Source organism: Pseudoduganella sp. R-43 (assembly GCF_049913255.1).
Taxonomy (GTDB): domain Bacteria; phylum Pseudomonadota; class Gammaproteobacteria; order Burkholderiales; family Burkholderiaceae_D; genus Rugamonas.
Map to the genome: position 1 here is coordinate 6136135 of NZ_CP183988.1, position 23639 is coordinate 6159773.

Annotated in this window: 24 protein-coding genes; 11 read left to right on the forward strand and 13 right to left on the reverse strand. The window is 63.1% G+C overall.

The window, feature by feature from the left end:
* Positions 1–81: 81 nt before the first annotated feature.
* Together ACN9M3_RS27995 and ACN9M3_RS28000 are read left to right on the forward strand one after the other, a co-directional pair.
* Positions 82–636 carry a sigma-70 family RNA polymerase sigma factor gene (locus ACN9M3_RS27995; RefSeq protein WP_426319299.1) on the forward strand — a complete coding sequence of 185 codons (555 nt, stop codon included), beginning with the start codon at positions 82–84 and terminating at the stop codon, positions 634–636.
* Positions 633–1319, forward strand: coding sequence for an anti-sigma factor (locus ACN9M3_RS28000; protein ID WP_426319300.1), 687 nt, complete (start codon positions 633–635; stop codon positions 1317–1319). The genes ACN9M3_RS27995 and ACN9M3_RS28000 overlap by 4 nt, the downstream gene beginning before the upstream one ends.
* On the opposite strand, the gene ACN9M3_RS28005 is transcribed toward ACN9M3_RS28000, so the two are convergent.
* The 6 genes from ACN9M3_RS28005 to ACN9M3_RS28030 form a co-directional block, all read right to left on the reverse strand.
* On the reverse strand, positions 1320–2447 hold the full coding sequence (locus ACN9M3_RS28005) for a HupE/UreJ family protein (RefSeq protein ID WP_426319301.1): 1128 nt from the start codon (positions 2445–2447) through the stop codon (positions 1320–1322).
* A complete protein-coding gene (locus ACN9M3_RS28010) occupies positions 2444–3733 on the reverse strand; it encodes a hypothetical protein (RefSeq protein ID WP_426319302.1) in 1290 nt (429 codons plus the stop codon). The genes ACN9M3_RS28005 and ACN9M3_RS28010 overlap by 4 nt, the downstream gene beginning before the upstream one ends.
* Complete coding sequence (locus tag ACN9M3_RS28015) at positions 3681–3923, reverse strand: hypothetical protein (protein WP_426165000.1); 243 nt, start codon at positions 3921–3923, stop codon at positions 3681–3683. Before ACN9M3_RS28015 ends, ACN9M3_RS28010 begins: the two co-directional genes overlap by 53 nt.
* Positions 3924–3934: 11 nt before the next feature.
* Positions 3935–5398 carry a DUF4331 domain-containing protein gene (locus ACN9M3_RS28020; protein WP_426319303.1) on the reverse strand — a complete coding sequence of 488 codons (1464 nt, stop codon included), beginning with the start codon at positions 5396–5398 and terminating at the stop codon, positions 3935–3937.
* A gap of 69 nt (positions 5399–5467) precedes the next feature.
* A complete protein-coding gene (locus ACN9M3_RS28025) occupies positions 5468–6895 on the reverse strand; it encodes a cyanophycinase (RefSeq protein ID WP_426319304.1) in 1428 nt (475 codons plus the stop codon).
* Positions 6896–7020: 125 nt separating this feature from the next.
* A complete protein-coding gene (locus ACN9M3_RS28030; RefSeq protein ID WP_426165006.1) occupies positions 7021–7536 on the reverse strand; it encodes a hypothetical protein in 516 nt (171 codons plus the stop codon).
* A gap of 62 nt (positions 7537–7598) precedes the next feature.
* On the opposite strand from ACN9M3_RS28030, the gene argH reads away from it, so the two are divergent.
* A complete protein-coding gene (argH, locus tag ACN9M3_RS28035) occupies positions 7599–8996 on the forward strand; it encodes an argininosuccinate lyase (RefSeq protein ID WP_426319305.1) in 1398 nt (465 codons plus the stop codon).
* On the opposite strand, the gene ACN9M3_RS28040 is transcribed toward argH, so the two are convergent.
* The 3 genes from ACN9M3_RS28040 to ACN9M3_RS28050 all read right to left on the reverse strand — a co-directional run bounded on the left by ACN9M3_RS28040 (position 8978) and on the right by ACN9M3_RS28050 (position 10532).
* Complete coding sequence (locus ACN9M3_RS28040) at positions 8978–9469, reverse strand: hypothetical protein (protein WP_426319306.1); 492 nt, start codon at positions 9467–9469, stop codon at positions 8978–8980. The genes argH and ACN9M3_RS28040 overlap by 19 nt on opposite strands.
* Complete coding sequence (locus tag ACN9M3_RS28045; protein WP_426319307.1) at positions 9466–10134, reverse strand: class I SAM-dependent methyltransferase; 669 nt, start codon at positions 10132–10134, stop codon at positions 9466–9468. Before ACN9M3_RS28045 ends, ACN9M3_RS28040 begins: the two co-directional genes overlap by 4 nt.
* An 83-nt stretch (positions 10135–10217) precedes the next feature.
* On the reverse strand, positions 10218–10532 hold the full coding sequence (locus tag ACN9M3_RS28050) for a metalloregulator ArsR/SmtB family transcription factor (protein WP_426319308.1): 315 nt from the start codon (positions 10530–10532) through the stop codon (positions 10218–10220).
* A gap of 248 nt (positions 10533–10780) precedes the next feature.
* On the opposite strand from ACN9M3_RS28050, the gene ACN9M3_RS28055 reads away from it, so the two are divergent.
* The 3 genes from ACN9M3_RS28055 (at position 10781) to ACN9M3_RS28065 (ending at position 13850) form a co-directional block, all read left to right on the forward strand.
* Positions 10781–11323: a TRAP transporter small permease subunit gene (locus ACN9M3_RS28055; RefSeq protein ID WP_426319309.1), complete on the forward strand. Its 543-nt coding sequence runs from the start codon at positions 10781–10783 to the stop codon at positions 11321–11323.
* Positions 11320–13020 (forward strand): TRAP transporter large permease, encoded by a 1701-nt coding sequence (locus ACN9M3_RS28060; RefSeq protein WP_426319310.1) that lies wholly within the window; start codon positions 11320–11322, stop codon positions 13018–13020. The genes ACN9M3_RS28055 and ACN9M3_RS28060 overlap by 4 nt, the downstream gene beginning before the upstream one ends.
* A gap of 95 nt (positions 13021–13115) precedes the next feature.
* Entirely contained in the window at positions 13116–13850 is a 735-nt protein-coding gene (locus ACN9M3_RS28065) for a hypothetical protein (protein ID WP_426319311.1), read from the forward strand.
* Positions 13851–13872: 22 nt separating this feature from the next.
* On the opposite strand, the gene ACN9M3_RS28070 is transcribed toward ACN9M3_RS28065, so the two are convergent.
* The 3 genes from ACN9M3_RS28070 to ACN9M3_RS28080 are packed head-to-tail and all read right to left on the reverse strand — an operon-like array spanning position 13873 to position 15428.
* Positions 13873–14343: a hypothetical protein gene (locus tag ACN9M3_RS28070; RefSeq protein ID WP_426319312.1), complete on the reverse strand. Its 471-nt coding sequence runs from the start codon at positions 14341–14343 to the stop codon at positions 13873–13875.
* A 5-nt stretch (positions 14344–14348) separates the two neighbouring features.
* The gene (locus ACN9M3_RS28075; protein ID WP_426165023.1) at positions 14349–14726 is read right to left on the reverse strand and encodes a glyoxalase superfamily protein; all 378 of its coding nucleotides are present in this window, start codon (positions 14724–14726) and stop codon (positions 14349–14351) included.
* A 39-nt stretch (positions 14727–14765) separates the two neighbouring features.
* Entirely contained in the window at positions 14766–15428 is a 663-nt protein-coding gene (locus tag ACN9M3_RS28080) for a hypothetical protein (protein ID WP_057260906.1), read from the reverse strand.
* 348 nt (positions 15429–15776) lie between these two features.
* Here ACN9M3_RS28080 and ACN9M3_RS28085 point away from each other — a divergent pair, with 348 nt between their 5' ends.
* From ACN9M3_RS28085 to ACN9M3_RS28095, 3 genes are all read left to right on the forward strand, one after another.
* Positions 15777–18290 carry a M4 family metallopeptidase gene (locus tag ACN9M3_RS28085; RefSeq protein ID WP_426319313.1) on the forward strand — a complete coding sequence of 838 codons (2514 nt, stop codon included), beginning with the start codon at positions 15777–15779 and terminating at the stop codon, positions 18288–18290.
* Between the two features lie 197 nt (positions 18291–18487).
* Positions 18488–21001 carry a M4 family metallopeptidase gene (locus ACN9M3_RS28090; RefSeq protein WP_426165027.1) on the forward strand — a complete coding sequence of 838 codons (2514 nt, stop codon included), beginning with the start codon at positions 18488–18490 and terminating at the stop codon, positions 20999–21001.
* Positions 21002–21118: 117 nt separating this feature from the next.
* Positions 21119–22351, forward strand: coding sequence for a M24 family metallopeptidase (locus ACN9M3_RS28095; RefSeq protein ID WP_426165029.1), 1233 nt, complete (start codon positions 21119–21121; stop codon positions 22349–22351).
* Here ACN9M3_RS28095 and ACN9M3_RS28100 read toward each other — a convergent pair whose 3' ends face one another.
* Positions 22352–22798, reverse strand: a complete 447-nt coding sequence (locus ACN9M3_RS28100; RefSeq protein ID WP_426165031.1) for a DUF2846 domain-containing protein — start codon at positions 22796–22798, stop codon at positions 22352–22354.
* Positions 22799–22914: 116 nt separating this feature from the next.
* Here ACN9M3_RS28100 and ACN9M3_RS28105 point away from each other — a divergent pair, with 116 nt between their 5' ends.
* Positions 22915–23337: a hypothetical protein gene (locus ACN9M3_RS28105; RefSeq protein WP_426165033.1), complete on the forward strand. Its 423-nt coding sequence runs from the start codon at positions 22915–22917 to the stop codon at positions 23335–23337.
* A complete protein-coding gene (locus ACN9M3_RS28110) occupies positions 23312–23596 on the forward strand; it encodes a hypothetical protein (protein ID WP_426319314.1) in 285 nt (94 codons plus the stop codon). The genes ACN9M3_RS28105 and ACN9M3_RS28110 overlap by 26 nt, the downstream gene beginning before the upstream one ends.
* Positions 23597–23639: the final 43 nt, after the last annotated feature.

The window sequence follows — 23639 nt, forward strand, 5'->3', positions numbered from 1 at the left end:
TGTGGTTTTGGTGGCGGTTATTGTAGCTTTGCTTTGCGGAATACAGTAGACCGCCCCGTAAGCCCGGCATAAGATGGCCCCATGCCCATCGAACCCGAACAGCTAAGAACATGGCTGGCAGCGGCCGGCCGCCAGGATGCCGTGGCGTTTCGCGCGCTGTACGATGCAGCCGCGCCGAAACTGTTTGGCTTTGCCCTGCGTATATTGCAGAAGCGGGAACTGGCCGAGGAAGCGCTGCAGGAAGGCTTCGTGTCGATCTGGCACGCGGCGCCGCACTACCAGGCCGGCCTGGCAGCGCCGCTGACGTGGATGGCTGCCATAGTCCGCAACAAGGCACTGGATATCCTGCGCCGCACGGACGATACGGTGGAATTGGACCATGAAGCATTTCGCGACGAGTACACAAGCTCACCCGCCGAGGCGAGTGAAATGAGCAGCGACGCCCGTGCGCTCATTGCTTGCATGGCGCGGCTGGAAGGCTTGCACCGGCTGGCGATCGGCCTCGCCTTCTTCCATGACCTGTCGCACACCGAAGTGGCGCAGCGCCTGTCGCTGCCGGTCGGCACGATCAAGACATGGATCCGGCGCGGCATGGAAAAGCTCAAGCATTGCCTGTCGCAAGGAGAAGGCCCATGAAGATCCGCGGCAACGATGCCTTGCGCGACAAGCTGGCCGCCGAATACGTGCTTGGCACCTTGCGCGGCGGTGCACGCCGCCGCTTCGAAGGCTGGATGTACACTGATGCCGCCCTGCGCATGCTGGTCAAGGAATGGGAGCGCCGCCTGCTGCCGATGCATGAATTCGTGCACACGGCCGAGCCATCGCCCCAGCTCTGGCGCAATATCGAAATGCGCCTGCACCTGAAGCCGGAACGCAGCAGCTGGCATTTCTGGCGCGGCTTCGGGCTCGGAACGGCATCAGCCACAGTGGCGGCGGGGCTGGTGGTGGCGATCAGCTTGCAGCAGTTGCGCGGGCCTAGCTACGACCTGATCGCGACATTGACCGACCAGCAAGCGCAGCCTGCCCTGCTGGTGAAGGCCGACACCAGCAAGCGCCTGCTGCAGGCCCATATCGTCGGCGGCGCACCGGTGCCGGTCGACCGGTCATTGCAATTGTGGGCGATTCCGAAGAAAGGATCTCCACGTTCGCTGGGCGTACTGGGAAGCGATGGGCGTGCAACGTTCTCGCTCGCGTCGGGCGCTGTCGGCGACGACGTCGTGATGCTGGCGATCTCGCTGGAGCCGCGCGGCGGATCACCCGATCCGAACGGGCCGACCGGGCCTGTGCTGTACAAAGGCCCGTGGGTACGGGCCATGTAATTACACAGTAGCCCGTTCGACGATCCACAACATGGCCAGCACGGCGATGCCGGCCGAGCCGGCCTTCACCATCAACTGTTTGTAGATCCAGCTGCGGCGCATGGCGAATGCGAGCGGCAGGAAGGCCGCCACAATTGCCAGCTGTCCCAGTTCGACGCCCGCGTTGAACGCTGCCAGCGCGAGTACCGCCGAGCCTTTCGGCAGGCCAAGGTCGCCAAGCACTCCCGCAAAACCGAAGCCGTGCAGCAGCCCGAAAGCGAAGGCGGCCAGCCAGCGCCTGCCTTGCACCAGAGGCCAGATGTTGTTCAGCGCCGCGACCGCGACCGAGGCCGCGATGGCGGTTTCGATCAGGCGGCTTGGCAGCGCGACCACTTGCAGCGCCGCGAGCGAAAGCGTGATGGAGTGTGCGAGCGTGAAGGCCGTGACGACGCGCAGCACATCCACGCCAGCCGGCCGCCAGCCTTTTGCCAGCACCGCCGGCAGCAACAGGGAAAGCAGGAACAGGATGTGGTCGTAGCCGGTCCAGATGTGCCAGATGCCGTGGTGCAGGTAGCTGCCGGCCTGTTGCCACGCGTTGCCACCGCCATCTCCCCCGCCTGCGGCGAGCCCCGTGCGCTCACCGCCCAGCACGGCCGATTGCGTGCGGCCGTCGACCGTAATGCTGGCCATGCCGCGATGCTGCGCATCCAGGTCGGCGAACAGCTGGTAGTCGATGGCGAAGGCGGCGCCGCTTTCGCAATCGCCTTGCAGCAACAGGACGGAGTAAGCGCCGTCAGTATGGCGGTCGATTTGCTGGCCTGTCACGCGCAGCCGGCAGCCCGGCGCCAGGCCGAGGCGCGGCATGGCATAGGTGGCAATGTCAGCATGGCGGGACCGGACTTCATCCCACGTCAGCTTGCCGTCACCATCGGCATCCAGCCCAAGGGCGAAATCGAGGTCGCGCAAGGCAATGTCCCAACGGCCGTCGACAAGGCGCAGCTGGCGCGCCGCCGCCGGGACGGCAGCCGCCAGGCGCAGCGCCAGGTAGCTATCGCTTGGCTTGTGGGCGTGCGCCGTGCCGGCGGCCAACAGTAAGGTCAGGAAGATCAGTCCGGCCAGCCTGCATGCGCGGAATTGTCGGGCGATCATGGTGCGCCTCCCTCCAGCTGCCGTGCCAGCGAAGCGACCAGGCTGTCCTCAAGGCCATGCCGGCGACGCCATGCCAGCGCCGGGCGGGCAGCCTCTGGATCGCGCGCCGCGAGTGCCGCTTCCAGCAGTATGCGCAGGTCTGCAGGCTCTTTCTGCACTTGCCAGTTGGCCAGCGCCAGCTGCAGCGCAGCGCGCGCGTCATGGCGCAAATGCAGCTCAAAACGGGCCTGTTCACGCTGGTGGATCGCGTCGCCACGGCGGGCAGCCGCATCGAAGCGCGCCTGCAAATCTGCAACGGCGCTTGTCACGGCCGGCGCGGCCGGCGCGGAACGCGACGCGGCGATGGTGTGCCGCAGCAGCAGGCCATCGATGCGAAGGTGCTTGCGCAGCAGCGCCTGCACTTCCTCGCCGCGTCCCTGGTCCAGCAAAAGGTCGGCATAAGCGCCAAGTAAGTAGCTATCGCCCGGCGCCAGGCCGAGCCCCAGGCGAAAACGCTCTTCTGCGCGCACGGCATCGGCGCGCCGATATGCCAGTTCGCCGAAAAGCGTCAATGCCCAGAGCCGCAAGCCGGCGTCCGATGCGGACGATGCGCCCTGGCCCCTGCCCGAGCGTTCGATGGCCAGCGCCAGCAGGTGTTCGCTGGCTGCAAGCTGGCCGCTGGCGGCGCGGGCGTTGGCAAGGCAGGCCATGCCGGCCAGTTGGCTGGCCAGCGACGAGAGCCGTCCGCAGCTGCGAACGGCCGCGTCGTACTCGCCCCGCACCACCTGCACTGTCGCCAGCGTCAGCCAGGCCTGGGGGTTGGCCGGGTCTGCGCGCGTGACGGCGCCCAGGTCGCGGATCGACTCGGCGAAGCGATGGCTGGATTGCAGCAGCGTCGCGCGCAGCAGCAATACCTGGACCGGCGGCGCAGCAGACTTCCACCAGGGAGCCAGCACCGCTTGCGCGTAGCCGAAATAGCGTGGATCGCCCGACGCGCGGCCACGCTCGATGTACTGCCGCGCGGCTTCTGCGGCAAGGACAGGATCGTGCGGCGCAGCGGCTATCTGCGCACGCTGGCGGCGCAATGCCGCATCCGGGGCATCGCCCCAGCGCGGCAGCGTCTCCAGCACCTGGGCGCCGGATTGCGGCACAAACGGCGCGGCCAGGCCGGGCAGCGGGAGCGCCGTGGCTGCAACTGCGGCGAGGGCCGAAGCGGCAGCGCGGATGATGCAGGTATCGGGCTTCATGCCGGCCTCACTCCAGCGCGACCGGCTCACCGCCGTCAGGCTGGCCCAGCGCCGTGCCATCGACATCGGCAGGCTCGGTGGTTTCAGGCGCGCTGCGGACCAGCGCAACGAGGGCGGAGGTGAAGGTGTCGCCGGGCGGCGGCGGGGCCGGCACCGGATCGGATATCGACATCGTCGAAGCGGCATCGCCACCACCGCCGCCGCAGCCGGCGAGCAGCACGGCCGCCATGGCAAGACAAAGGCGTTTCATGATCGCGCCCCCTATTGCTGCGGCGAGCCGGGAATCGGCGTCTTCAGGTAGGGGAAGCCAGCGCTGAAGAAGCTGTCGTCCAGGAAAGCGCCATCGGTGAAGCGGATAGCCCCCGCCGGCGCGTCGCCGGGCGCGCAGCCGATGTTCAGCGTGCACAGCTTGCCCATGACGACACGCAAGGCGATATCGACCACGTCGTCGCCCGGCCGGCGTCCGTTGGGGAAGCCGGCGTTATCGCCATCGATCACGCCCAGCCGTTTCTGCGCGCCCTTTTCAACCGGGGCGATCGAAGTATTCAGGCGCAGCATCTCCGATGCCTTCACGCGCGCAGGCTGGTTAAGCCCGGGCACGCCGGTAAGGAACACCGTTACCAGGTCATTGCGCGGGAAATTGACAGGCGCCTTGGCGCCCGCGCTGCCGAACAGCACTTCAACCAGTGCCGGCAGGGTTGGATTGGTGACGTAGTCCGCAAACTGCCCATCCTGCACTGGCTTGCTGTGGTTGAAGCGGTCCTTGTCCTTCAAGCCGATCACCACCTCATTCACCAGCGGCATGCCGAGCCGCGACACCTGCGTCCATGCCCCGCCCTCCTTCGAGCCGCCGTTCGGATTGATCAAACGTCCCTGGCGCAGGCTGGCCGTGGTCCAGCCGCCAATCACCGCCTCCGTGCCGGAAGTCAGGCAACGGGCCGCCACTTCCATCTCGATGGATGTCACGTTCTTGTCGTCCAGGTCGTCGCGCGCATTCTTCTCCGCATTGGCCAGGAATTCCACCGCAGGCGCCTTGATGTTGATCAGGTCAAAGGTTTCGCCCAGGTTGACCACGAACGAATCCTTGCGCTGCCCGACAAACAAGCGCGCCGGCACCTCGCAGCCGGGAATACTCACGGTGTAGACATGCTTGCCCGCATACCCCGCATAATCGGGAATCGACTTGTTGCCGATATTATCGATTGGCTTGTCGAACACCGTGGCGCCGTTGCCCGCCATGCGCACCGCCTGGCGCACGCCGCGCCGGTCGCCGCGCACCACGCCCACCGTATAGGTCTCGCGCACGTTCAGCCCGGCCGCATTCACCTCGTTAATCGGCCCGCCATTGATCACCAGCGGAATCGGCACTTTCTTGCCGCCCACCGTGAACGCCGCATTCTTGAAAGTATTGGTGAAGCGGAACTGGAAAGTCAGGTCTTCCCGCGCATCGCCATTGTTATCGATGTGGATCTCGTACAGCGCATCCGGATCCATGGTGAAGAAATTCGGTCCGCCATACGCATCCTGCAAGGGCACGTAATTGGCGATCAGGGTCACGAACTGCTCGCGCCCCGGCTCGTAGCTGCGGAACATGTAGAAGTCTGTTCCGTCGACCTTGGGTTCGCGCGTAATGAATGGCGCTTCGCGGTGGCTCGATGCCTGCGCCGCCGGCGCCAGGGCCGACAGCAGGGCTAACTGAACAGCAGCTTGCTTGATGGGTGCCATGGTTTCCTCCTCTGTGGTTGGTTGCCATGGCATATACGCGGCTGCGCCGCCGCCGGATTCAGGAAATCGTCATTTATATTTGTATAGCGGCCGCGTGATTTCGATAGGCCGGATATCGAGGCGGATATTCAGCACCGAATACGCCTCAGCCACGCTGGAGACATAGCCCACCGTCTCTGGCGTCTTGGTGAAACGGAACTCGAAGCCGACCTCGGTCCCGCTGGCACGCGGGTTACCGCTGGCAATGCCGATCGCCTCTTCCTGGTTGCTGTCGATCAGCCGTTCCATCAGGTCGATCACGGCGCTATTGCCCAGCACGTCATTGCTGAACACGGCCCCGCGGCCCAGGGTGCGCGTCGGGTCGATGCGGCCGCCTGCCTTGTCGTTGGACGGCAAAAACATATGGGTGCCGATATTGAATTTGTCGCCCCGGTCGAGATAGCTGATCACGGCGTTGCGCACGCCGAAGTGCGGCGCTTCCTTGTCCCACTCGGCGCGCGACAGGTCGATCAGCAGCGCCCCCTTGTAGCCGATGATTTCCACCTCGCGCTGGGCATTCACCACCATCGCGCTGTCCTCATCGATGCCAAGGCCGATCTGGTACCCCTTGGCCAGCATGGCCGGGATCATGCGCGCAAAGCGGCCGCGCACCAGCAAGTGCTGGTCCACGAACACGTCGTCGCCGATGAAGCCAAGGCCCGGGCCCAGCTCGCGCCCATCGGCAATGCCGGTCTGCAGCATCGACAGGACGGCTTTCGGATTGGCGAACATGGTGCTGCTCATGATGGCCGCACCGGCCGAGGAACCGGCAATCACGCCGCCACGGCGGTACACGTCCCACACCGCCTCCAGCACCGCGGTCTGGGTGCCGTCCTCCCGCAACAGCGCCTTGGTGATGCGCCCCTGGTCGCCGCCGGCAAAATAGACGCCGTCCGATTCTCGGATCCTCTTCGCCAATGCTGCGTCGTCAGCGTTCTTCCGGTAATCGCTGCCGGCCAGGCGCACCGCAACCGGCACCAGGAAGGCATCCGCCCCCCACTTGCGCAGGTAGCCGATGATGGTCTGGGCCGAACGTTCCGGATTGCCCGCGGCAGAAGGGAAGACGGCGATGCGCGAGCCCTTGCCGCCCGCCAGTTTCACCACGCGCTGCCACACGTCGGCATTGTCGCCGCGCAGGCCGCCTCCGATGATGACCAGCGAGCCCTGGTGCGCCGCCACGGGAGAAGGTGCGATGGCGGCCGATCCGCCGCTGACGGTAGCGCTGGCGCCGGCCACGATGCGCACCGGGGCGACCGTATCGGGCAATGGGGCGGGAGTCGAAGGCGGCGCCGCCGGAGGCCTGGATGGCGCGTCCGGCGGCGGCGTGGTGCTGGTGCGCCCGGTCGTTGCCGGGACGGGATTCTTGGGCGGCGCTTCGCGGGCGTGGATAGGAAGGCCGCAGGCGGCTAGCAAGGCCAGGCCCAATCGGACCAGGCCGGCGGGGGAGTACAGCTTCACGATGGCCTCCTGTTCTGCTTGCTCACTGGCATCGCTGCTAGACATCTGGGTAATACCTTTCCGACAGTGTAGCCGGACGCAACGGTGGAGTAAAACCCTATCGCACGCCGGCGCACACTTTATTTTTATTGCGGCTTCAGGTAGCGTTCCGGCAGCGGGGTCTTTTCGCCTTCCGGCTGCCACAGGAGTTGCGAAATCCACCAACGCTTGCCGTCATTGACGAGCTGAATCGAATTGATGCCGCGCACAAAAGGCTTTTCCGCCGGCGCGTGGCGCGCCTCATAGGTACTGAAGACCTGGGCAATCTGTCCATATTCCTCGCCCTTGCGCGCGAGTTCGGATTCGTAGAAGCCTTCCTTCGCAAACACCGGCGTGACGCGGGTAATGTAGTCTTCCAGCGACAGTACGCGGGTATTCAGCGCCCCATCCTTGCCGGTGCTGTGCACCACCATGCGGCCATCGTTGCGGAACAGGGAACGCAGGCGGTCCCAGTCGCGCGCCTTGCCGGCGGGGCCGGAAATGGTGTCGTACAGGGCGGCCACGATGCCGTCCACGGATGCCACGTCGGACGGACGCGCACCCTGCGCGAAGGCGCTACCGCTGGCCAGCACCAACAGTAGCAAACTTGCTAACTTCTTCATTGACTCTCCTACTAATTTATAATCGTTTGAATTTCTCGTGCAAATCTCACCGCAAAGCCACTATGACAGATCAATTCTCCAAGAAGGCGGAAGCCTGGTCCGCTCGCTTCTCCGAACCTGTTTCCGACCTCGTGAAACGTTACACCGCCTCGGTGTTTTTTGACAAGCGCATGGCCAAGGCCGACATCCAGGGTTCCCTGGCGCACGCCGACATGCTGGCTGCCCAAGGCATCATCCCGGCCGCCGACCTGGCTGCGATCCAGAAAGGCCTGGCCCAGGTCAGCGCCGAGATCGACGGCGGCCAGTTCGAATGGCAGCTCGACCTGGAAGACGTGCACCTGAATATCGAAAAACGCCTGACCGAGCTGGTTGGCGACGCTGGCAAGCGCCTGCACACCGGCCGCTCCCGCAACGACCAGGTGGCCACCGACATCCGCCTGTACGTGCGCTCTGCGATCGACGACATCACCGGCCTGCTGCAGCAGTTGCGCGGCGCCCTGGTCGACCTGGCCGAGAAGAATGCGGACGTGATTCTGCCCGGCTTCACCCATATGCAGGTGGCGCAGCCGATCACCTTCGGCCACCACATGCTGGCCTACGTTGAAATGTTCGGCCGCGACGTCGAGCGCATGCAGGATTGCCGCAAGCGCGTGAACCGCCTGCCGCTGGGCGCCGCCGCACTGGCCGGCACCACCTTCCCGATCGACCGCCTGCGCGTGGCCAAGACCCTTGGCTTCGACGATGTGTGCCACAACTCGCTGGATGCCGTGTCGGACCGCGACTTCGCGATCGAGTTCACCGCCGCCGCCTCGCTGCTCATGATGCACGTGTCGCGCATGTCGGAAGAACTGATTATCTGGATGAGCCCGCGCGTCGGCTTTATCGACATTGCCGACCGCTTCTGCACCGGCTCCTCGATCATGCCGCAGAAGAAAAACCCGGACGTGCCGGAACTGGCGCGCGGCAAGACCGGCCGCGTGTACGGCCACCTGATGGGCCTCCTGACCCTGATGAAAGGCCAGCCGCTGGCTTACAACAAGGACAACCAGGAAGACAAGGAGCCGCTGTTCGACACCGTCGACACCGTGGTCGACACCCTGCGCATCTTCGCCGACATGGCGGGCGGCATCACCGTCAAGCCGGAAGCGATGCGTTCGGCCGCGCTGCAGGGCTACGCCACTGCGACCGACCTGGCCGACTACCTGGTGAAGAAGGGCTTGCCGTTCCGCGATGCGCACGAAGCAGTGGCGCATGCGGTGCGCGCCTGCGACGACCTGAAGATCGACCTGGCACAGATGTCGCTGGAGCAGCTGCGTGCCTTCTCGCCGCTGGTCGGCGAGGATGTGTTTGCGGTGCTGACGCTGGAAGGCTCGGTGGCGGCGCGCGACCACGTTGGCGGCACGGCGCCGAACCAGGTGCGCGCGGCGATTTCCCGCGTGCGTCAGCAGTTGGCAGGTTGAGCCTTGCGGGCGTGGCGGATGCTGTCCGCCATGTCCCGCATGACGAAGCGGTGCATGGAGCGGATCACGAGGTCCACGAGCAGGCGCCGCAACGTGCTCTCCGATCCTTTGGGCTCGTAGCTGGTGGCCATGCTCACCAGCGTCTGGCTGCCGGACAGGCGGGTCAAATGGATGCTGCCGCCCTTCAGCGCGAGATGGCGCTGGAACTGTTCGCTGGCTTCGGTCACGCTGAATTCAAGCGCAGCGTTATGCGCCGACTTCGTGATGCGCTTCATGATGTACTGCCCGTCCCCATACTCGCACCGGCACAGGGTGCCTACCGTCTTGTGGTCGCCGACTGTCCTCACGGGCAGGGGCAAGGTCCAGCGCAGGAACCAGTTCGGCCTGGCTTTCACTTCCTCGTAAAAGCAGACTTTATCCCATACTTCCGCGATGTCGGCGTCGATGATGCGTTCCGTTTGAGCGATGTTCATCTTGTAGCATCCTTATGGTTTTTGGCAGTGAAGAAAGCGTTACATCCAACCAGCCAGACTTCGACCTGGCTGAATCGTTGCGATAATTCGGCGTGCAGGGCGTCCAGCGAGTCGTCCCGGTTGTCCACCACTTTCAGCCAGTTCATGAAGCCCATCAGGGCCCTGGCGTACCAGGACATCGGCGCATCCTTGCCCAGCAGCGTGTAGCCGAACAGCGTCGTCCCGGGTGCGCACAGCGGCGCAATGGCGTCGAAAATGCGGCCCTTGTCCCGCATCGTCCCCGGCGCGCAGTGAATCAGGCCGCCGATACAGATTGAATCGACCGTGCCGCCGATGGCAATGGGTTCGAACGCGTTGCGCACATGACAATCGGGGACGTAGCGCTGCAGGCGCTGTGCCGTGTGGCGCAGGCAGTTCGGATTCAGGTCGATCAGGGCAATCTGCTGCCTTCCCTCGTCAAGCCCGGCATGGTCCAGGAAGTATCCGGTGCCCACGCCGATGTCGGCATGGCGGCGCCCGGCATGCCGGCGGTAGATGTCGATATAACGCTGCCCCTCGCACTTCCAGAAATACCTGGTAAAGATACCGATCACCAGCAGGTCGTAGCAGTGAAGGAAGAAAGGCGTGTAGGCCTTGACTCCGTTGCGGTATGCCCCAACGTCCATGCGTTGCCCTTTAAGTCAAAAAAAGCGTGCAAGAAACCCTGGCCCATGAAAGGCCATCATTGCGGTCTGCGTGTACTGGCGATTTACGCTTCGCCGGCCTTTTTCCTGGCCTTGCTTTCGCGCTTGATTGGCCCGGCGACCGGGCACAGCGCAAAGGCAAACTGCGTCAGCGTATTGACGAGGTTGTCGGACATCAGCTTGTAATAGACATACTGGCCGCGACGCTCGCTGCTGACCAAGCCTGCACCTTCGAGGACGGACAAATGACGGGAAACCGCAGGCGCACTCATTTCAAAGCGGGCAGCCACCTCCCCGGCCGTCATCTCCTGCTCAGAGAGATAGGCGAGGATCAGTCGACGTGGCGTCGATGCCAATGCTTCAAATACTTTGTCCGACATGCTGGTTTTCTGTTGAGGGGCACCGCAATGCGCGGCGAGGCCTCTAGTCTATACCCGACGGGCGCTCCAGCCAATGCCGGAGTACTACTTTTATTTAATTAAGCATTTAACGAATATCTTAAATGCTTAATTGTCACCTGTCCAGTTTTTTCGTGGCGAAACGTCAACCGTCCCCGGGGAGCGATTCAATTCGGGGTGATTCTCGGCTAATATCCTTGCAATAAATAATCCAATCACCAGGAGACGCAATGCAGGAGTTTCTTCGCCTGTCGCATTGGCTTGACCGCCTTGGCTACCGCTGCGGGCAGCTGGCCAATGTGATGATCCTCGCCTCATGCTTCATCAGCGCCAGCAACGCCATGATCCGTTATGGCTTCGACTGGAGTTCCAACGCCCTGCTCGAAATGCAGTGGTACCTGTTTGGCGCCGCCGTCATGCTTGGCGCCAGCTACACCTTCCAGCGCAATGAGCACGTGCGCGTCGACCTGGTCTACGGCCACGTCTCCGAGCGCAAGCAACTCTGGATCGACGTCTTCGGCATCATCTTCTTCCTGTTCCCGGCCTGCATCCTGTTTGCCTGGCTGTCGTGGGAATCATTGTTCCTGCCTTCCTGGGCCATCATGGAACAATCGAGCAACGCCGGCGGCCTGGCGCGCTGGCCGATCAAATTCGTGGTGCCCGTCGGCTTTGCCCTGCTCACCCTGCAAGGCATTTCTGAACTGATCAAGCGCATCGCCCACCTCGCCGGCCAAGCCAACCTGGACAGCAAATACGAAAGGCCAGTGCAATGATTCCGTTGGAGATGATGCCGCCGCTGATGTTCGGTGGCCTGGTCGTATTCATGCTGGTCGGCTTCCCGGTAGCGTTCTCGCTGCTGGCGGTGGGCCTGTTCTTCGGCTTTATCGCGATTGCGCAGGGCTTCTTCGGCGTGCCCTTCCTGCAGGCAGTACCGCAAAGGATTTTCGGCAGCGTGCTGGCCAACGACCTGCTGCTGGCGATCCCCTTCTTTACCTTCATGGGCGCGGTGCTGGAAAAGTGCCGCCTGGCGGAGGACATGCTCGACTCCATGGGCCGCCTGTTCGGCGGCGTGCGCGGAGGCCTGGGCTACTCGGTGATCATCGTCGGCTTCATCCTTGGCGCGATCACCGGCACGGTGGCGGCGCAGGTGATCGCCATGGCCATGATCTCGCTGCCGGTGATGATGCGCTACGGTTACCACATGCGCTACGCCACCGGCGTGCTGGCCGCTTCCGGCACCATCACCCAGCTGGTGCCGCCGTCGCTGGTGCTGGTGGTGCTGGCCGACCAGCTCAAGACCCCGACCGCTGCCGCCGACGTCGGCAGCATGTACCTGGGCGCCTGGGGCCCTTCGCTGGTGCAGATCGGCCTGTTCGCGCTGTACACCTTCATCCTGTCGCGCGTGAAGCCGCAATGGCTGCCGCCGGCGCCGCAGAACGAATTGGGCCCGCGCGGCTGGGCGCTGTGGAAGCAATGCCTGCAAGGCATCGTGCCGGCCGCTGTGCTGATCTTCATGGTGCTGGGCACCATGATGCTGGGCGTTGCGACGCCGACCGAATCGGGCGCCATGGGTGCGCTGGGCGCGGTGATCCTGGCAGCCCTGCGCCATCCGGAATTCAACGGTCGCGACAAGATATTCTTCCGCATCGGCATGGCGGCCCTGGCGGCCGCGGCATTGCTGGGCGCCTTTGTGGAAGGCGCCAAGCCTGTCGTGCAGGGCGCGCTGGCCGTGCTGTACGTGTGCGTGGCCTGGATCGTGATCCGCGCCAGCCAGATCAAGTCCTTGCGCGACCTGATCGTCCTGAGCTACCAGTCCACCATGCGCCTGACGGCAATGGTGGTGTTCATCCTGATCGGCTCCACCTGCTTCTCCGTGGTGTTCCAGGGCGTGGACGGCGGGCTGTGGGTGGAGCACCTGTTCAACGGCATCCCGGGCGGCTGGATCGGCTTCCTGCTGGTGGTGAACCTGTTCGTGTTCTTCCTCGCCTTCTTCCTCGACTTCTTCGAGATCGCCTTCATCGTGGTGCCGATGCTGGCGCCGGTGGCGCAGAAGGTGCTGGCGCCGCAACTGGAGCCGCTGATGGGCAGTCCGGAGGCGGCGGCATCGGCGGCGCTGGTATGGTTCGGCGTGATGCTGTGCGTGAACATGCAAACCTCCTTCATGCACCCGCCTTTCGGCTTCGCGCTGTTCTACCTGCGCGGCGTGGCGCCGAAAGAAGTGAAGTCTTCGGATATCTACTGGGGCGCCCTGCCCTGGGTCGGCCTGCAAATGCTGATGGTGCTGCTGGTGGCTGCGCTGCCGCAAACCGTCACCGCCTTCCTCGACCGGGGCACGGGCGGCAAGGTGGAGTCGGGCGACCTGCATATCGAGCAGCCGGCGGCTCCGGAATCGCTACCTGCGCAAAAGCAGGACGACGAACAGCAGCCCGAGCTGAACTTCTCGCAGCCTGAGGAAGAAAAGAAAAAGTAATCTGGGCAAACCTGATTATTTTATTGCAAGATTGCCATGAAGTAATTATCCTGTGGTGACCGGTCCGTTTCCGGGGTCAATACCACAGGATAATCATGTACAAGAAACTGCTATTCCCATTGGCCGCCAGCGCAATGCTCGGCGGCTGCGCCAACAACGCCCCGCTGATCGCGCCGGACCAGCTGGCAACGCCGGCCAATATCACCTGCATCCAGCTGCCCGAGGCCATGACGGCCGTCGATGAAGCCGGTATCCTGAAGCTGGTGACCGAAACCCGCCTTGAGCGCGGCCCCTACGTTTCGGAAAAAGTGGATGCGGACGGCACCTACTACCGTGCCCCGCAGGGCGGCATCTCAATGTTCCAGCCCGGGAATCCCGGCGCCAAGCGCGGCTACAACGATGGCGGCTTCTACATCCCCAACGATCCGCAGAAGATGCCTTACATTTACATGTACACCTCAATGGATGGCGTGCCGCACGAAGCGCCAGCCGCAGGCGTCGGCTGCGCCGATGTCGGCTATGCCAAGGACCCGGTCACGAAAAAAATCAGCGTCGGCCTGATGGCAGCCGTTGGCGGCGCAGGTGGGGTGGCTGGCCGTGCCGCCGTCAAACATAGCAGCCTCAGCTACGGACAAGCGGCCGCCGGCGGCGCGATCGCTGGGGCACTGGTCGCTTACCTGGTCAATCAGGACATGGGCAAGATCAGCCCTGTCACGCTGGTCAAGGACAAGGCCGTGCTGGGCAAGCTGCGTGAAATGTCGCTGCAGGCCGTTCCGGTCGCGCCGCAGCAGGGAGCCGCTACGTCCCCTGCCGCCGCCGCACCGCAATAAGACAGCGCGGCGCAGCGGCCCCTCAGTCGAGCGGGCCGCAGGAGGCCTTGGTGTATTGGGCCTCCAGCTTGTCGATGTCGTCCTGGGTCTTGGCCATGGCATCGAGCTGGGAATTGCGGCGGTTCTCATTGCGCCGGCCGTACAATTCTTCGCGGCGGGAACGCAGCGAATCGCAGCTGCTCTTTGCCACTGGCGCACTGGCGGCGGACTCCTTCGACGCTTCCTCTTCCTCCTTGGCCTGTCTGGCACGCGCTTCGCGGTTGCGCACGACAAGTTCGTCCACACGCTCGCGGTCTTCCTGCGCGCGCGCCTGGGCCGCCTTTACCTGGGCGGCCGTCGGCGGCGGCGGGTAATCGAGCGGGGCGCCGCCCTTGGCGCATGGCATGGACTGGTAGGTCACCTTGCCGTCTACCGTACACTTGAACAGCCCTTGCGCGCCGGCCTGCGACGCGGCGGCCATGCCAAGTACTGCGAACAACAGCGCTTTCTTCATTGCGCTTACTCCCAATGGGTCTGGGTCAAAAATTTGAGCCGGTTGTTATCTGGATCGAGAACGGACATCACGCGCAGGTCCGCTCCTAGGTCATTGTTCGGCGCTTGCTCGACGTTCACGCCGTACTCCAGGAAGTCGTCGTACAAGGCGTCGACGTCCGGAACATAAAAGTGTACCAGCCCGCCCGGTTGGCAGTCGCCCGAATGTTCTGATAGGAAAATTTCCATGCCATCGAGCATCATCGAGGCAAAGGTCGGCATGCCGGGCTCGAAGTGGTGGGTCCACTCCTCGCGAAAGCCAAGCGACTCATAGAAAGGCTTGCTGGCGGCGTAGCTCGCCACCCGCAATGCCGGCACTACCCGCTGCGTGTCTTTCAAGCCCATGCGAACTCCCTGTAAGTTCTCCTTACAGGGAAGTGTACATCAGTGCTTGTGCGCGATCATGTTGGAGAGGACGCTGAAGGCGGCGCCCGTGTGTTCCTTCTCCAGCAGCAGGGTGAGCTCGGTGTGGGTCGAGATCAGGTTGATCAGGTTGACCTTGTCCCACGCCAGCTTCTTCAGGATGGCGTGATAGATGCCCGGCGTGCGCCAGGAATCGGCGGTCAGCTGCAGCGTGACGGCGTTCAGGTTCTCCAGCCGCGCCAGCAGGCGCTCGCCGGCGAAGATCTGTTCGACCAGGCCGATGAATGGGCGGCTGCAGATCACCACCACTTCCTCGCTGCCGCGGGTGACGGTCAGGTACAGGCCGTGGCCCGTGCCCGAACGCTCCAGCAGTTGGCGGTGGCATTCATCGATGCGGTCCGAGCGGCGGAAAGTGAATTCGACGAGGTCGGTGCGTGCGGTCAGCTGGCCGGACTGCTGGGCCAGCACCAGTTCCTGTGCATCCTTGTCCGGCAGGCGCCCGGCCACGCGGCGCAAGGCCATGACCACGGCCGCCTGGCCGACGGGCTTCCACAGGTCGTTCTGGAGCTGCGGCTGCAGCTGGCGCGCCAGTTCCGACAGGTTGATCAGGCCACGGCGCAGACCTTCGCTCAGGAAGGGCGACTCCGTGACGATCCTTTCGACTTTGGTAGATATAGACAACATGAGTGATGCGCCCTCACTAAGTGGTACGTCAAACAAATGACGGGCTAGTGTAAAACGCAAAATTCAACTAGTGCAACATGAGTGTGACAATTTGATACATATTTGTGTTGCGTCAAACACGAAACTAGAAAAACACCTCTATTTCGTTGTAACTTCCCTACAAATCGCGCCAATCGTGCGCCATTTCGTCGCGAGGCAAGCTAGTTCAACAACCACGCAAATGTAATCAAATGTCTAAAACTGAACAAAAAGTGTAGAAACGACTTATTTCGCAACTTTTTTGACTTGCATAAAGAACAGGCATAACTTCCCGCTCTCCCTAAACCCCAACGCTCACAAGGAGAGCTGATGAAACTTCGCAAAAGCCTGCTGGCTGCAGCTGTAGCCGCCTCTTTCGCCCCCGCATTTGCAGGCGTCCTGCCAGAAACCATGATGGCCGCGCCGGCCCAGCCGATGAGCCTTGCAGCCAAGGCCAACCTGGCTGCGCGCCTGGACGAGCGCCGTTCCGCCGCAGGCCTGGACAGCGAGCACGGCTACAAGATGCGTGAACAGCACCCGGGCGCCAACGGCCAGCGCATCCTGCGCGCCGACCATACCTTCCAGGGCCTGCGCGTGTTCGGTTCCGAGTCCGTCGTCGTCACAGACGAAAACGGCGACATCGTCAGCGAGTCCGCATCCGACCGCCGCAACGGCCTGGACGCGCATCGCTCCGCGCGCGCCACCGGCAAGGGCGCTCCTGACACCACGCCAGCCTTCAGCGCCGACGAAGCGATCCGCGTCGCCGTTTCGCGCACTGCCGGCAAGACCCACCGCGTCAAGCCGGAAGCCGAACTGCTGATCTGGCCGGTGGTCAAGACCCAGCGCACCGCCGCCGCCGCCAACAAGGCGGAAAGCGCGCTGAACGCGATGGACGTGGAAGACGTGGTCGACCATTACGAGCTGGCCTACCTGGTCAAGACCCGCATGAATAAGGACGGCCGTCCTGTGTTCCGCGATACCGTGATCAACGCCGCCACCGGCGCCGTGATCAAGCAGTGGGATGCGCTGCAGACCGTGGTCGGCGTCGGCCACAGCCAGTACAACGGCGACGTGCCGATCAACACCACCCTGTCCGGCTCCACCTACAAGATGCTGGACTCCACCCGCGGCGTAGGCGGCACCTTCGGCGGCATGGCAATCACCAACGCCAACCACTCGCCGGAATCCAACCCCCAGGCCGGCTCGATCTACACCAACAGCACCAACACCTGGGGCGACGGCCAGCAGTACATCAGCGGCGGCAGCACCACCAACGCCAACGGCCAGACCGCCGCAGTGAATGCGCTGTGGGGCCTGATGAACACCTACGACACGCTGAAGAACGTGGTGGGCTGGTCCTCGCTGGACGGCAACAACACCGCCACCTACATCGCCGTCCACGTCGACAACAACTACGACAACGCCTTCTTCGATCCGAACTGCAAGTGCATGTACATCGGCGACGGCTCCAGCTTCTACAGCCTCGGTTCGATCGACGTGATCGGCCACGAAATGGGCCACGGCGTGACCGACGCCACCTCCAACCTGACCTACTCCGGCGAATCCGGCGGCCTGAACGAGTCCAACTCCGACATCACCGGCGAAATGGTGGAAGCGTATGCCCGCAACGGCGGCACCGGCAGCACCATCCCGTCCGGCAACGACTGGATGATGGGCAAGGAAATCGCCAGGAACGGCCAGCCGCTGCGCTGGATGTGGAAGCCTTCCAAGGATGGCTCGTCGAAGGATGCCTGGAGCAGCACCCTGGGCAACCTGAACGTGCACTACTCCTCGGGCCCGAACAACCGCATGTTCTACTTCCTGTCGCAAGGCTCGAACTCCTCGTCCTCGAGCGAGATGTACAGCCCGTACCTGACCAAGCAGCCGCTGGCCATGACCGGTATCGGCAACGACAAGGCGTTCCGCATCTGGTTCAAGGCCAACACCACCAAGTTCACCGCGTCGACCAACTATGCTGACGCGCGCAACAAGGTGATCCAGGCTGCGGAAGAACTGTACGGCGTGGGCAGCAAGGAATCGATCGCTGTCAAGCGCGCATACGCTGCGATCAACGTCGGCACCGACGTCGACGAAGCAGGCGGCACCGGCGTGTCAATCTCCACCCAGCCGAACAACATCACCGTGGCTGCAGGCGGCACCGCCAGCTTCACCGTAGGCGCAACCGGCGGCACTTCGCCTTACAGCTACAAGTGGTACCGCAACGGCACCCAGATCTCGGGCGCCACTTCGGCTACCTACTCGTTCACCGCGCAGGCGGCCGACAACGGCGCCGTGTTCAATGCCGTGGTCACCGACTCGTCGTCGCCGGTGAAGACCGCGACCTCGAACAACGCGACCCTGACCGTGGGCACCACCCAGCAATCCGAGCTGGTCGTGAACGGCGGTTTCGAGTCCGGTACCACGCCATGGGCCGGCAGCACCGGCGTGATCGGCAACTACAGCGGCCAGTCGGCGTACGAAGGCACCCGCTTCGCATGGCTGGGCGGTAACGGCGCCACCGCGACCGAAACCCTGTACCAGACCGTGTCCATCCCATCGACCGCGACGTCGGCGAACTTCTCGTTCGCGCTGCATATCGACACCGCGGAATCGGGCAGCACCGCGTACGACAAGCTGGTCGTGACCGTGAAGAACAGCTCCGGCACCACCCTGGGCACCCTGGCGACCTACAGCAACGCCAACGCCGCCAGCGGCTACCAGGTCCGCAGCTTCAACCTGCTGCCGTACAAGGGCCAGTCCGTGCGCCTGCACTTCAACATGACCGAAGACTCGTCGCTGCAGACGTCCTTCGTGGTTGACAAGGTCAGCCTGCAAGTCAAGTAACAGGCGGTAACCGGCAGTCAGGCGGGGGCGGCTCACCAGGCCGCCCCCGTTTCTTTTGGTGACTATAAAACCGTAATCTATTGTCTAAAAATATACAAAATAAGTAAAAATGACTCATTTCGCAAGTTTGTTGACTTGCACAAAAAACAGGCATAACGTCATCTCTCCCCACCAACCCAAGTTCCCAAGGAGAGTCGATGAAACTTCGCAAAAGCCTGTTGGCCGCAGCCGTTGCCGCCTCGTTCGCCCCTGCATTCGCAGGCGTCCTGCCAGATACCCTGATGGCCTCTCCTGCTCAACCGCTGAGCGTTGAAGCCAAGGCGAACCTGGTGACGCGCCTGGATTCACTTCGCTCTGCAGCCGGCCTCGATAGCGAGCATGGCTACAAGCTGCGCGAACAGCACCCGGGTGTCAACGGCCAGCGCATCGTGCGCGCCGACCACACCTTCCAGGGCCTGCGCGTGTTCGGTTCCGAGTCCGTCGTTGTCACCGATGAAAACGGCAATATCGTCAGCGAGTCCGCATCCGACCGCCGCAATGGCCTGGACGCTTCGCGCGCCGCCAGGGCCTCGGGCAGGGGCGCACCGGAAACCACTGCTGCCTTTGGCGCCGACGAGGCGATCCGCATCGCCGTATCGCGTACACCGGGCACCCAGCACCGCATCAAGCCGGAAGCAGAATTGCTGATCTGGCCAGTAGTCAAGACCCAGCGCACCGCCGCCGCCGCCAACAAGGCCGAAAGCGCGCTGAACGCGATGGACGTGGAAGAAGTAGTCGACCACTACGAGCTGGCCTACCTGGTCAAGACTCGCATGAACAAGGACAACCGTCCGGTGTTCCGCGACACCGTGATCAGCGCCAAGACCGGCGCCGTGATCAAGCAGTGGAACGCCCTGCAGACCGTGGTCGGCGTCGGCCATAGCCAGTACAACGGCGACGTGCCGATCAACACGACCCTGTCCGGCTCCACCTACAAGATGCTGGACTCCTCGCGCGGCACCGGCGGCACCTATGGCGGCATGGCCATCACCAATGCAAACCATTCGTCGGCCAACAACCCAAGCCCAGGCTCCATCTACACCAACAGCACCAACACCTGGGGCGACGGCCAGCAATACAACGGCGGCAGCACCACCAACGCCAACGGCCAGACCGCCGCTGTGAACGCGCTGTGGGGCCTGATGAACACCTACGACACGCTGAAGAACGTGGTGGGCTGGTCTTCGCTGGACGGCAACAACACCGCGACCTACATCGCCGTCCACGTCGACAACAACTACGACAACGCCTTCTTCGACCCAAGCTGCAAGTGCATGTACATCGGCGACGGCTCCAGCTTCTACAGCCTGGGTTCGATCGACGTGATCGGCCACGAAATGGGCCACGGCGTGACCGATGCCACTTCCAACCTGAACTACTCAGGCGAGTCCGGCGGCCTGAATGAATCGAACTCCGACATCACCGGCGATATGGTCGAGGCCTATGCCCGCGCCGGCGGCACCGGCAGTACCATCCCGTCCGGCAACGACTGGATGATGGGCAAGGAGATCAGCAAGTCCGGCCAGCCGCTGCGCTGGATGTGGAAGCCTTCCAAGGACGGCGCATCGCGCGATGCCTGGAGCAGCACCCTGGGCAATATCGACGTGCACTACTCCTCGGGTCCGAACAACCGCATGTTCTATTTCCTGTCGCAAGGCTCGAATTCCTCGTCCTCGAGCGAGATGTATAGCTCCTACCTGAACAAGCAGCCGCTGGCCATGACCGGTATCGGCAACGACAAGGCGTTCCGCATCTGGTTCAAGGCCAACACCACCAAGTTCACCTCGTCGACCAATTATGCCGACGCGCGCAACAAGACGGTGCAGGCTGCGGAAGAACTGTACGGCGTAGGCAGCCCGGAATCGATCGCGGTCAAGCGCGCATACGCTGCGATCAACGTCGGCAGCGACGTGGACGAAGCCAATCCGAATACGGTAACGATCACCACGCAGCCGAACAACGTGACGGTCGCCCCCGGCGGCACCGCCACCTTCACCGTGGGTGCAAGCGGCGGCACAACGCCTTACAGCTACGCGTGGTACCGCAACGGCACCCAGATCTCGGGCGCCACTTCGGCGACCTACTCGTTCACCGCGCAGGCAGCGGACAATGGCGCCGTGTTCAAGGCCATCGTCAGCGACTCCTCGTCGCCGGCAAAAACCGCCACCTCGAACAACGCCACCCTGACCGTGGGCACCACGCCGCCGCAGAGCGAACTGATTGTCAACGGCGGCTTCGAGTCCGGCACTTCGCCATGGGCTGGCAGCACCGGCGTGATCGGCAACTACAGCGGCCAGACGGCCTACGAAGGCAGCCGCTTCGCATGGCTGGGCGGTAACGGCACGACCGCTACCGAAACCCTGTACCAGACCGTGACCATCCCGGCCACCGCAACGTCGGCCACCCTGTCGTTCGCGCTGCATATCGACACCAACGAGTCGGGCAGCACCGTGTACGACAAGATGGTCGTGTCCGTGAAGAACAGCTCCGGCACCACCCTGGGCACCCTGGCAACCTACAACAACACCATGCCGGCCAGCGGTTACCAGATCCGCACTTTCAACCTGCTGCCGTACAAGGGCCAGACCGTGCGCATCCACTTCAACATGACGGAAGACTACTCGCTGCAGACTTCCTTCGTTGTTGACAAGGTAAGCGTGCAAGTCCAGTAAGATTCGTCATCCCGGCCGGTATGCGGCTATCGTCATCCCCCGATACGATAGCTGCATAGCCGGCTTTTTTCCGTCCTTGCGGTGCTATGATGTTTCCCTTGTTTTTAAGGAGGCAGCATGGGCATTGGTATCGGCGGCAAGACTATCGAAGAGGCATTGGCATCCCTGTCGGACATGACGGCGGGCGCCACGCCGATCGGCAAGGATGAACACCTGGCGCGCATCGACAAGGCGCAAGCCTACATGCGCCAGCAAGGCATTGCCGCCATCTATATCAATGCAGGCTCCAACCTGCTCTACTTCACCGGCACCAAGTGGTACCCGAGCGAACGCATGGTCGGCGCCATCCTGCCAGCCAGCGGCGCCGTCGAATACATCGCCCCCGCCTTCGAAGAAGATACGCTGAACGACTTCATGCTGGTGGAAGGCGCCGTCAACTGCTGGCATGAGCATGAAAGCCCATATGCGCTGTTCATCGCGGTCCTGAAGAAAATGGGCATTGTGCCGAATGCCGCACAGCCGCCGCGCGTCGGCATCGACGAAAGCGCCGCCTTCTTCATCTTCGACGGCATCCGCCCCCTGGCCGAAGGCTATGCGCTGGAAAACGCGCGCCCCGTCACTGCCCATTGCCGCACCCGCAAGTCGAAGGCGGAAATCGCCCTGATGCAGCGCGCCAAGGACATGACCCTGGCCGTGCACATTGCCGCTGCCAGCATCCTGCGCGAAGGCATCACCACCACCGAGGTGGCGGAATTCATCGACAAGGCGCACCGTAAGGTGGGCGCGCCTGCCGGCTCCTACTTCGTGATCGTGCTGTTCGGCGTAGCCAGCTCCTTCCCGCACGGCGTCTCTTACGTGCAGGCGCTGAAGCAAGGCGACACAGTGCTGATCGACACCGGCTGCAAGCTGCACAACTACATTTCCGACATCACCCGCACTTATGTGTACGGCGAAGCGAGTGAGCGCCAGCGCGCCGTATGGAATGCGGAGAAAGCGGCGCAACTGGCCGCGTTTGAAGCAGCCCAGCTGGGCGTGCCGTGCGAAGAGGTGGACATGGCCGCGCGCCGTTCACTGCAGGCGGCCGGCTTCGGCCCGGAATACAAGCTGCCAGGCCTGCCGCACCGCACCGGCCACGGCATCGGCCTGGACATCCACGAATGGCCATACCTGGTCGGCGGCGACAAGACGCCGCTGGACGTCGGCATGACCTTCTCGAACGAGCCGATGATCGTGGTGCCAGGCGCATTTGGCGTGCGCCACGAAGACCACTTCTACATGGCGGAGGACGGCCCGCGCTGGTTCACAAAGCCATCTCACTCCATCGACGATCCATTCGGATTGCAGGCTTGATCAGTTGGACTTTGGCGCGCCGGTGAAGTTCAGGGACGGCAGTTCCCTGCGGGCTTCTTCGGCGCTGACCAGTTCCGGCACCACGCGGCCGACCTTCTCCTCAAACTGCGCCTTGGTGCGCACATACCTGGTCTCCCCGGGTTCAAGAACGAAACTGAGCTTTCTGGTAACCCTGGTAGCGGCGGATACTTCGTGCTTGCCCGGCGCCGCATCGAGATAGAAGTAGCCGCCTGGAAGAGAGTCGCCTACCACGATCCCATCCAGCTTGACCGGGGCCGTCATGCCGCCGCCAGTGAGCGCGTCAACGCGATAGAAATACACACGGCCCTGGCCGGGCGACAGCTTGGGCATGCCAGCCTCCTGCTGCGCAAACCTGGTTCCGGATACCGAAGTGCAGCCCGTCAGCAGGGCCATGGCGGCAATTGCCGCCAGCGATATGAATTTCATGCTTACCTTAAGAAGTTAAGAGCGGCGCAGCCCGCAGTGTAGCGAATCCATGTCCGCTTGTGGCATTTCATAATCGCTTCATTCTGAGCGCATACAGGCCATCTAAAGTACCGCTCATGAACATCTCTATTTCGATGCAGCGCGTCATGTACGCCCACCTCCTTGCGGTTAGCTGCGCCGCGCTCACCTTCGTCTTCGGCAACGAGCTGTGGGACTTCGTCGTGAACGGCGATAAAACCTTCCGCTTTCCCCTCGCTACACTGGTACTGGCATGGATCATGGCTTTCGCCGCCTCGGTCCTGCCTTTTGCAGGTGCGATGACGCTGGCCGTGCGCCGCGGCATCCGCAGCCCATGCTTCTTCATCGGCGGTGCAGTCCTCACCGCCATGGCATTCCTGCCGCTGCTGGCATGCGCCTATTCCGCGCGTCATCTGGTGCGGCTGGCCCCGATGCTTTTCCTCGCCGGACTTGCAGCGGGCAGCGCTTGCTGGCTTATGCTAAAGTCGGCGCACAATGAAGATATTGTTCCTGCTATTTAGTGCGCTGCTGGTGGCGGCGCTAGTGACCGACCGGCTGCGGCAATGGCGCGGCGGAAGGCGTAATGAGCGCGGTACCTGCGCGCTCTGCGCTGCTGAAATCAACTGGAATACCTATGAAGAGCTCCCGCTGGCAAGCGGTGGCGGTGCGAAAATGCGGGTTTGCCAGCGCTGCCATGCACGTCATTACAAGTTGAAGTGGTCGGCCGTGGCGCTGATCATTCTGGCGTTTGCAGGCGTGATCTACATAATGACGATGTAGCTGCGTTTCACAGCAGGTTCATACTGGCCGCACATTCGCCCGC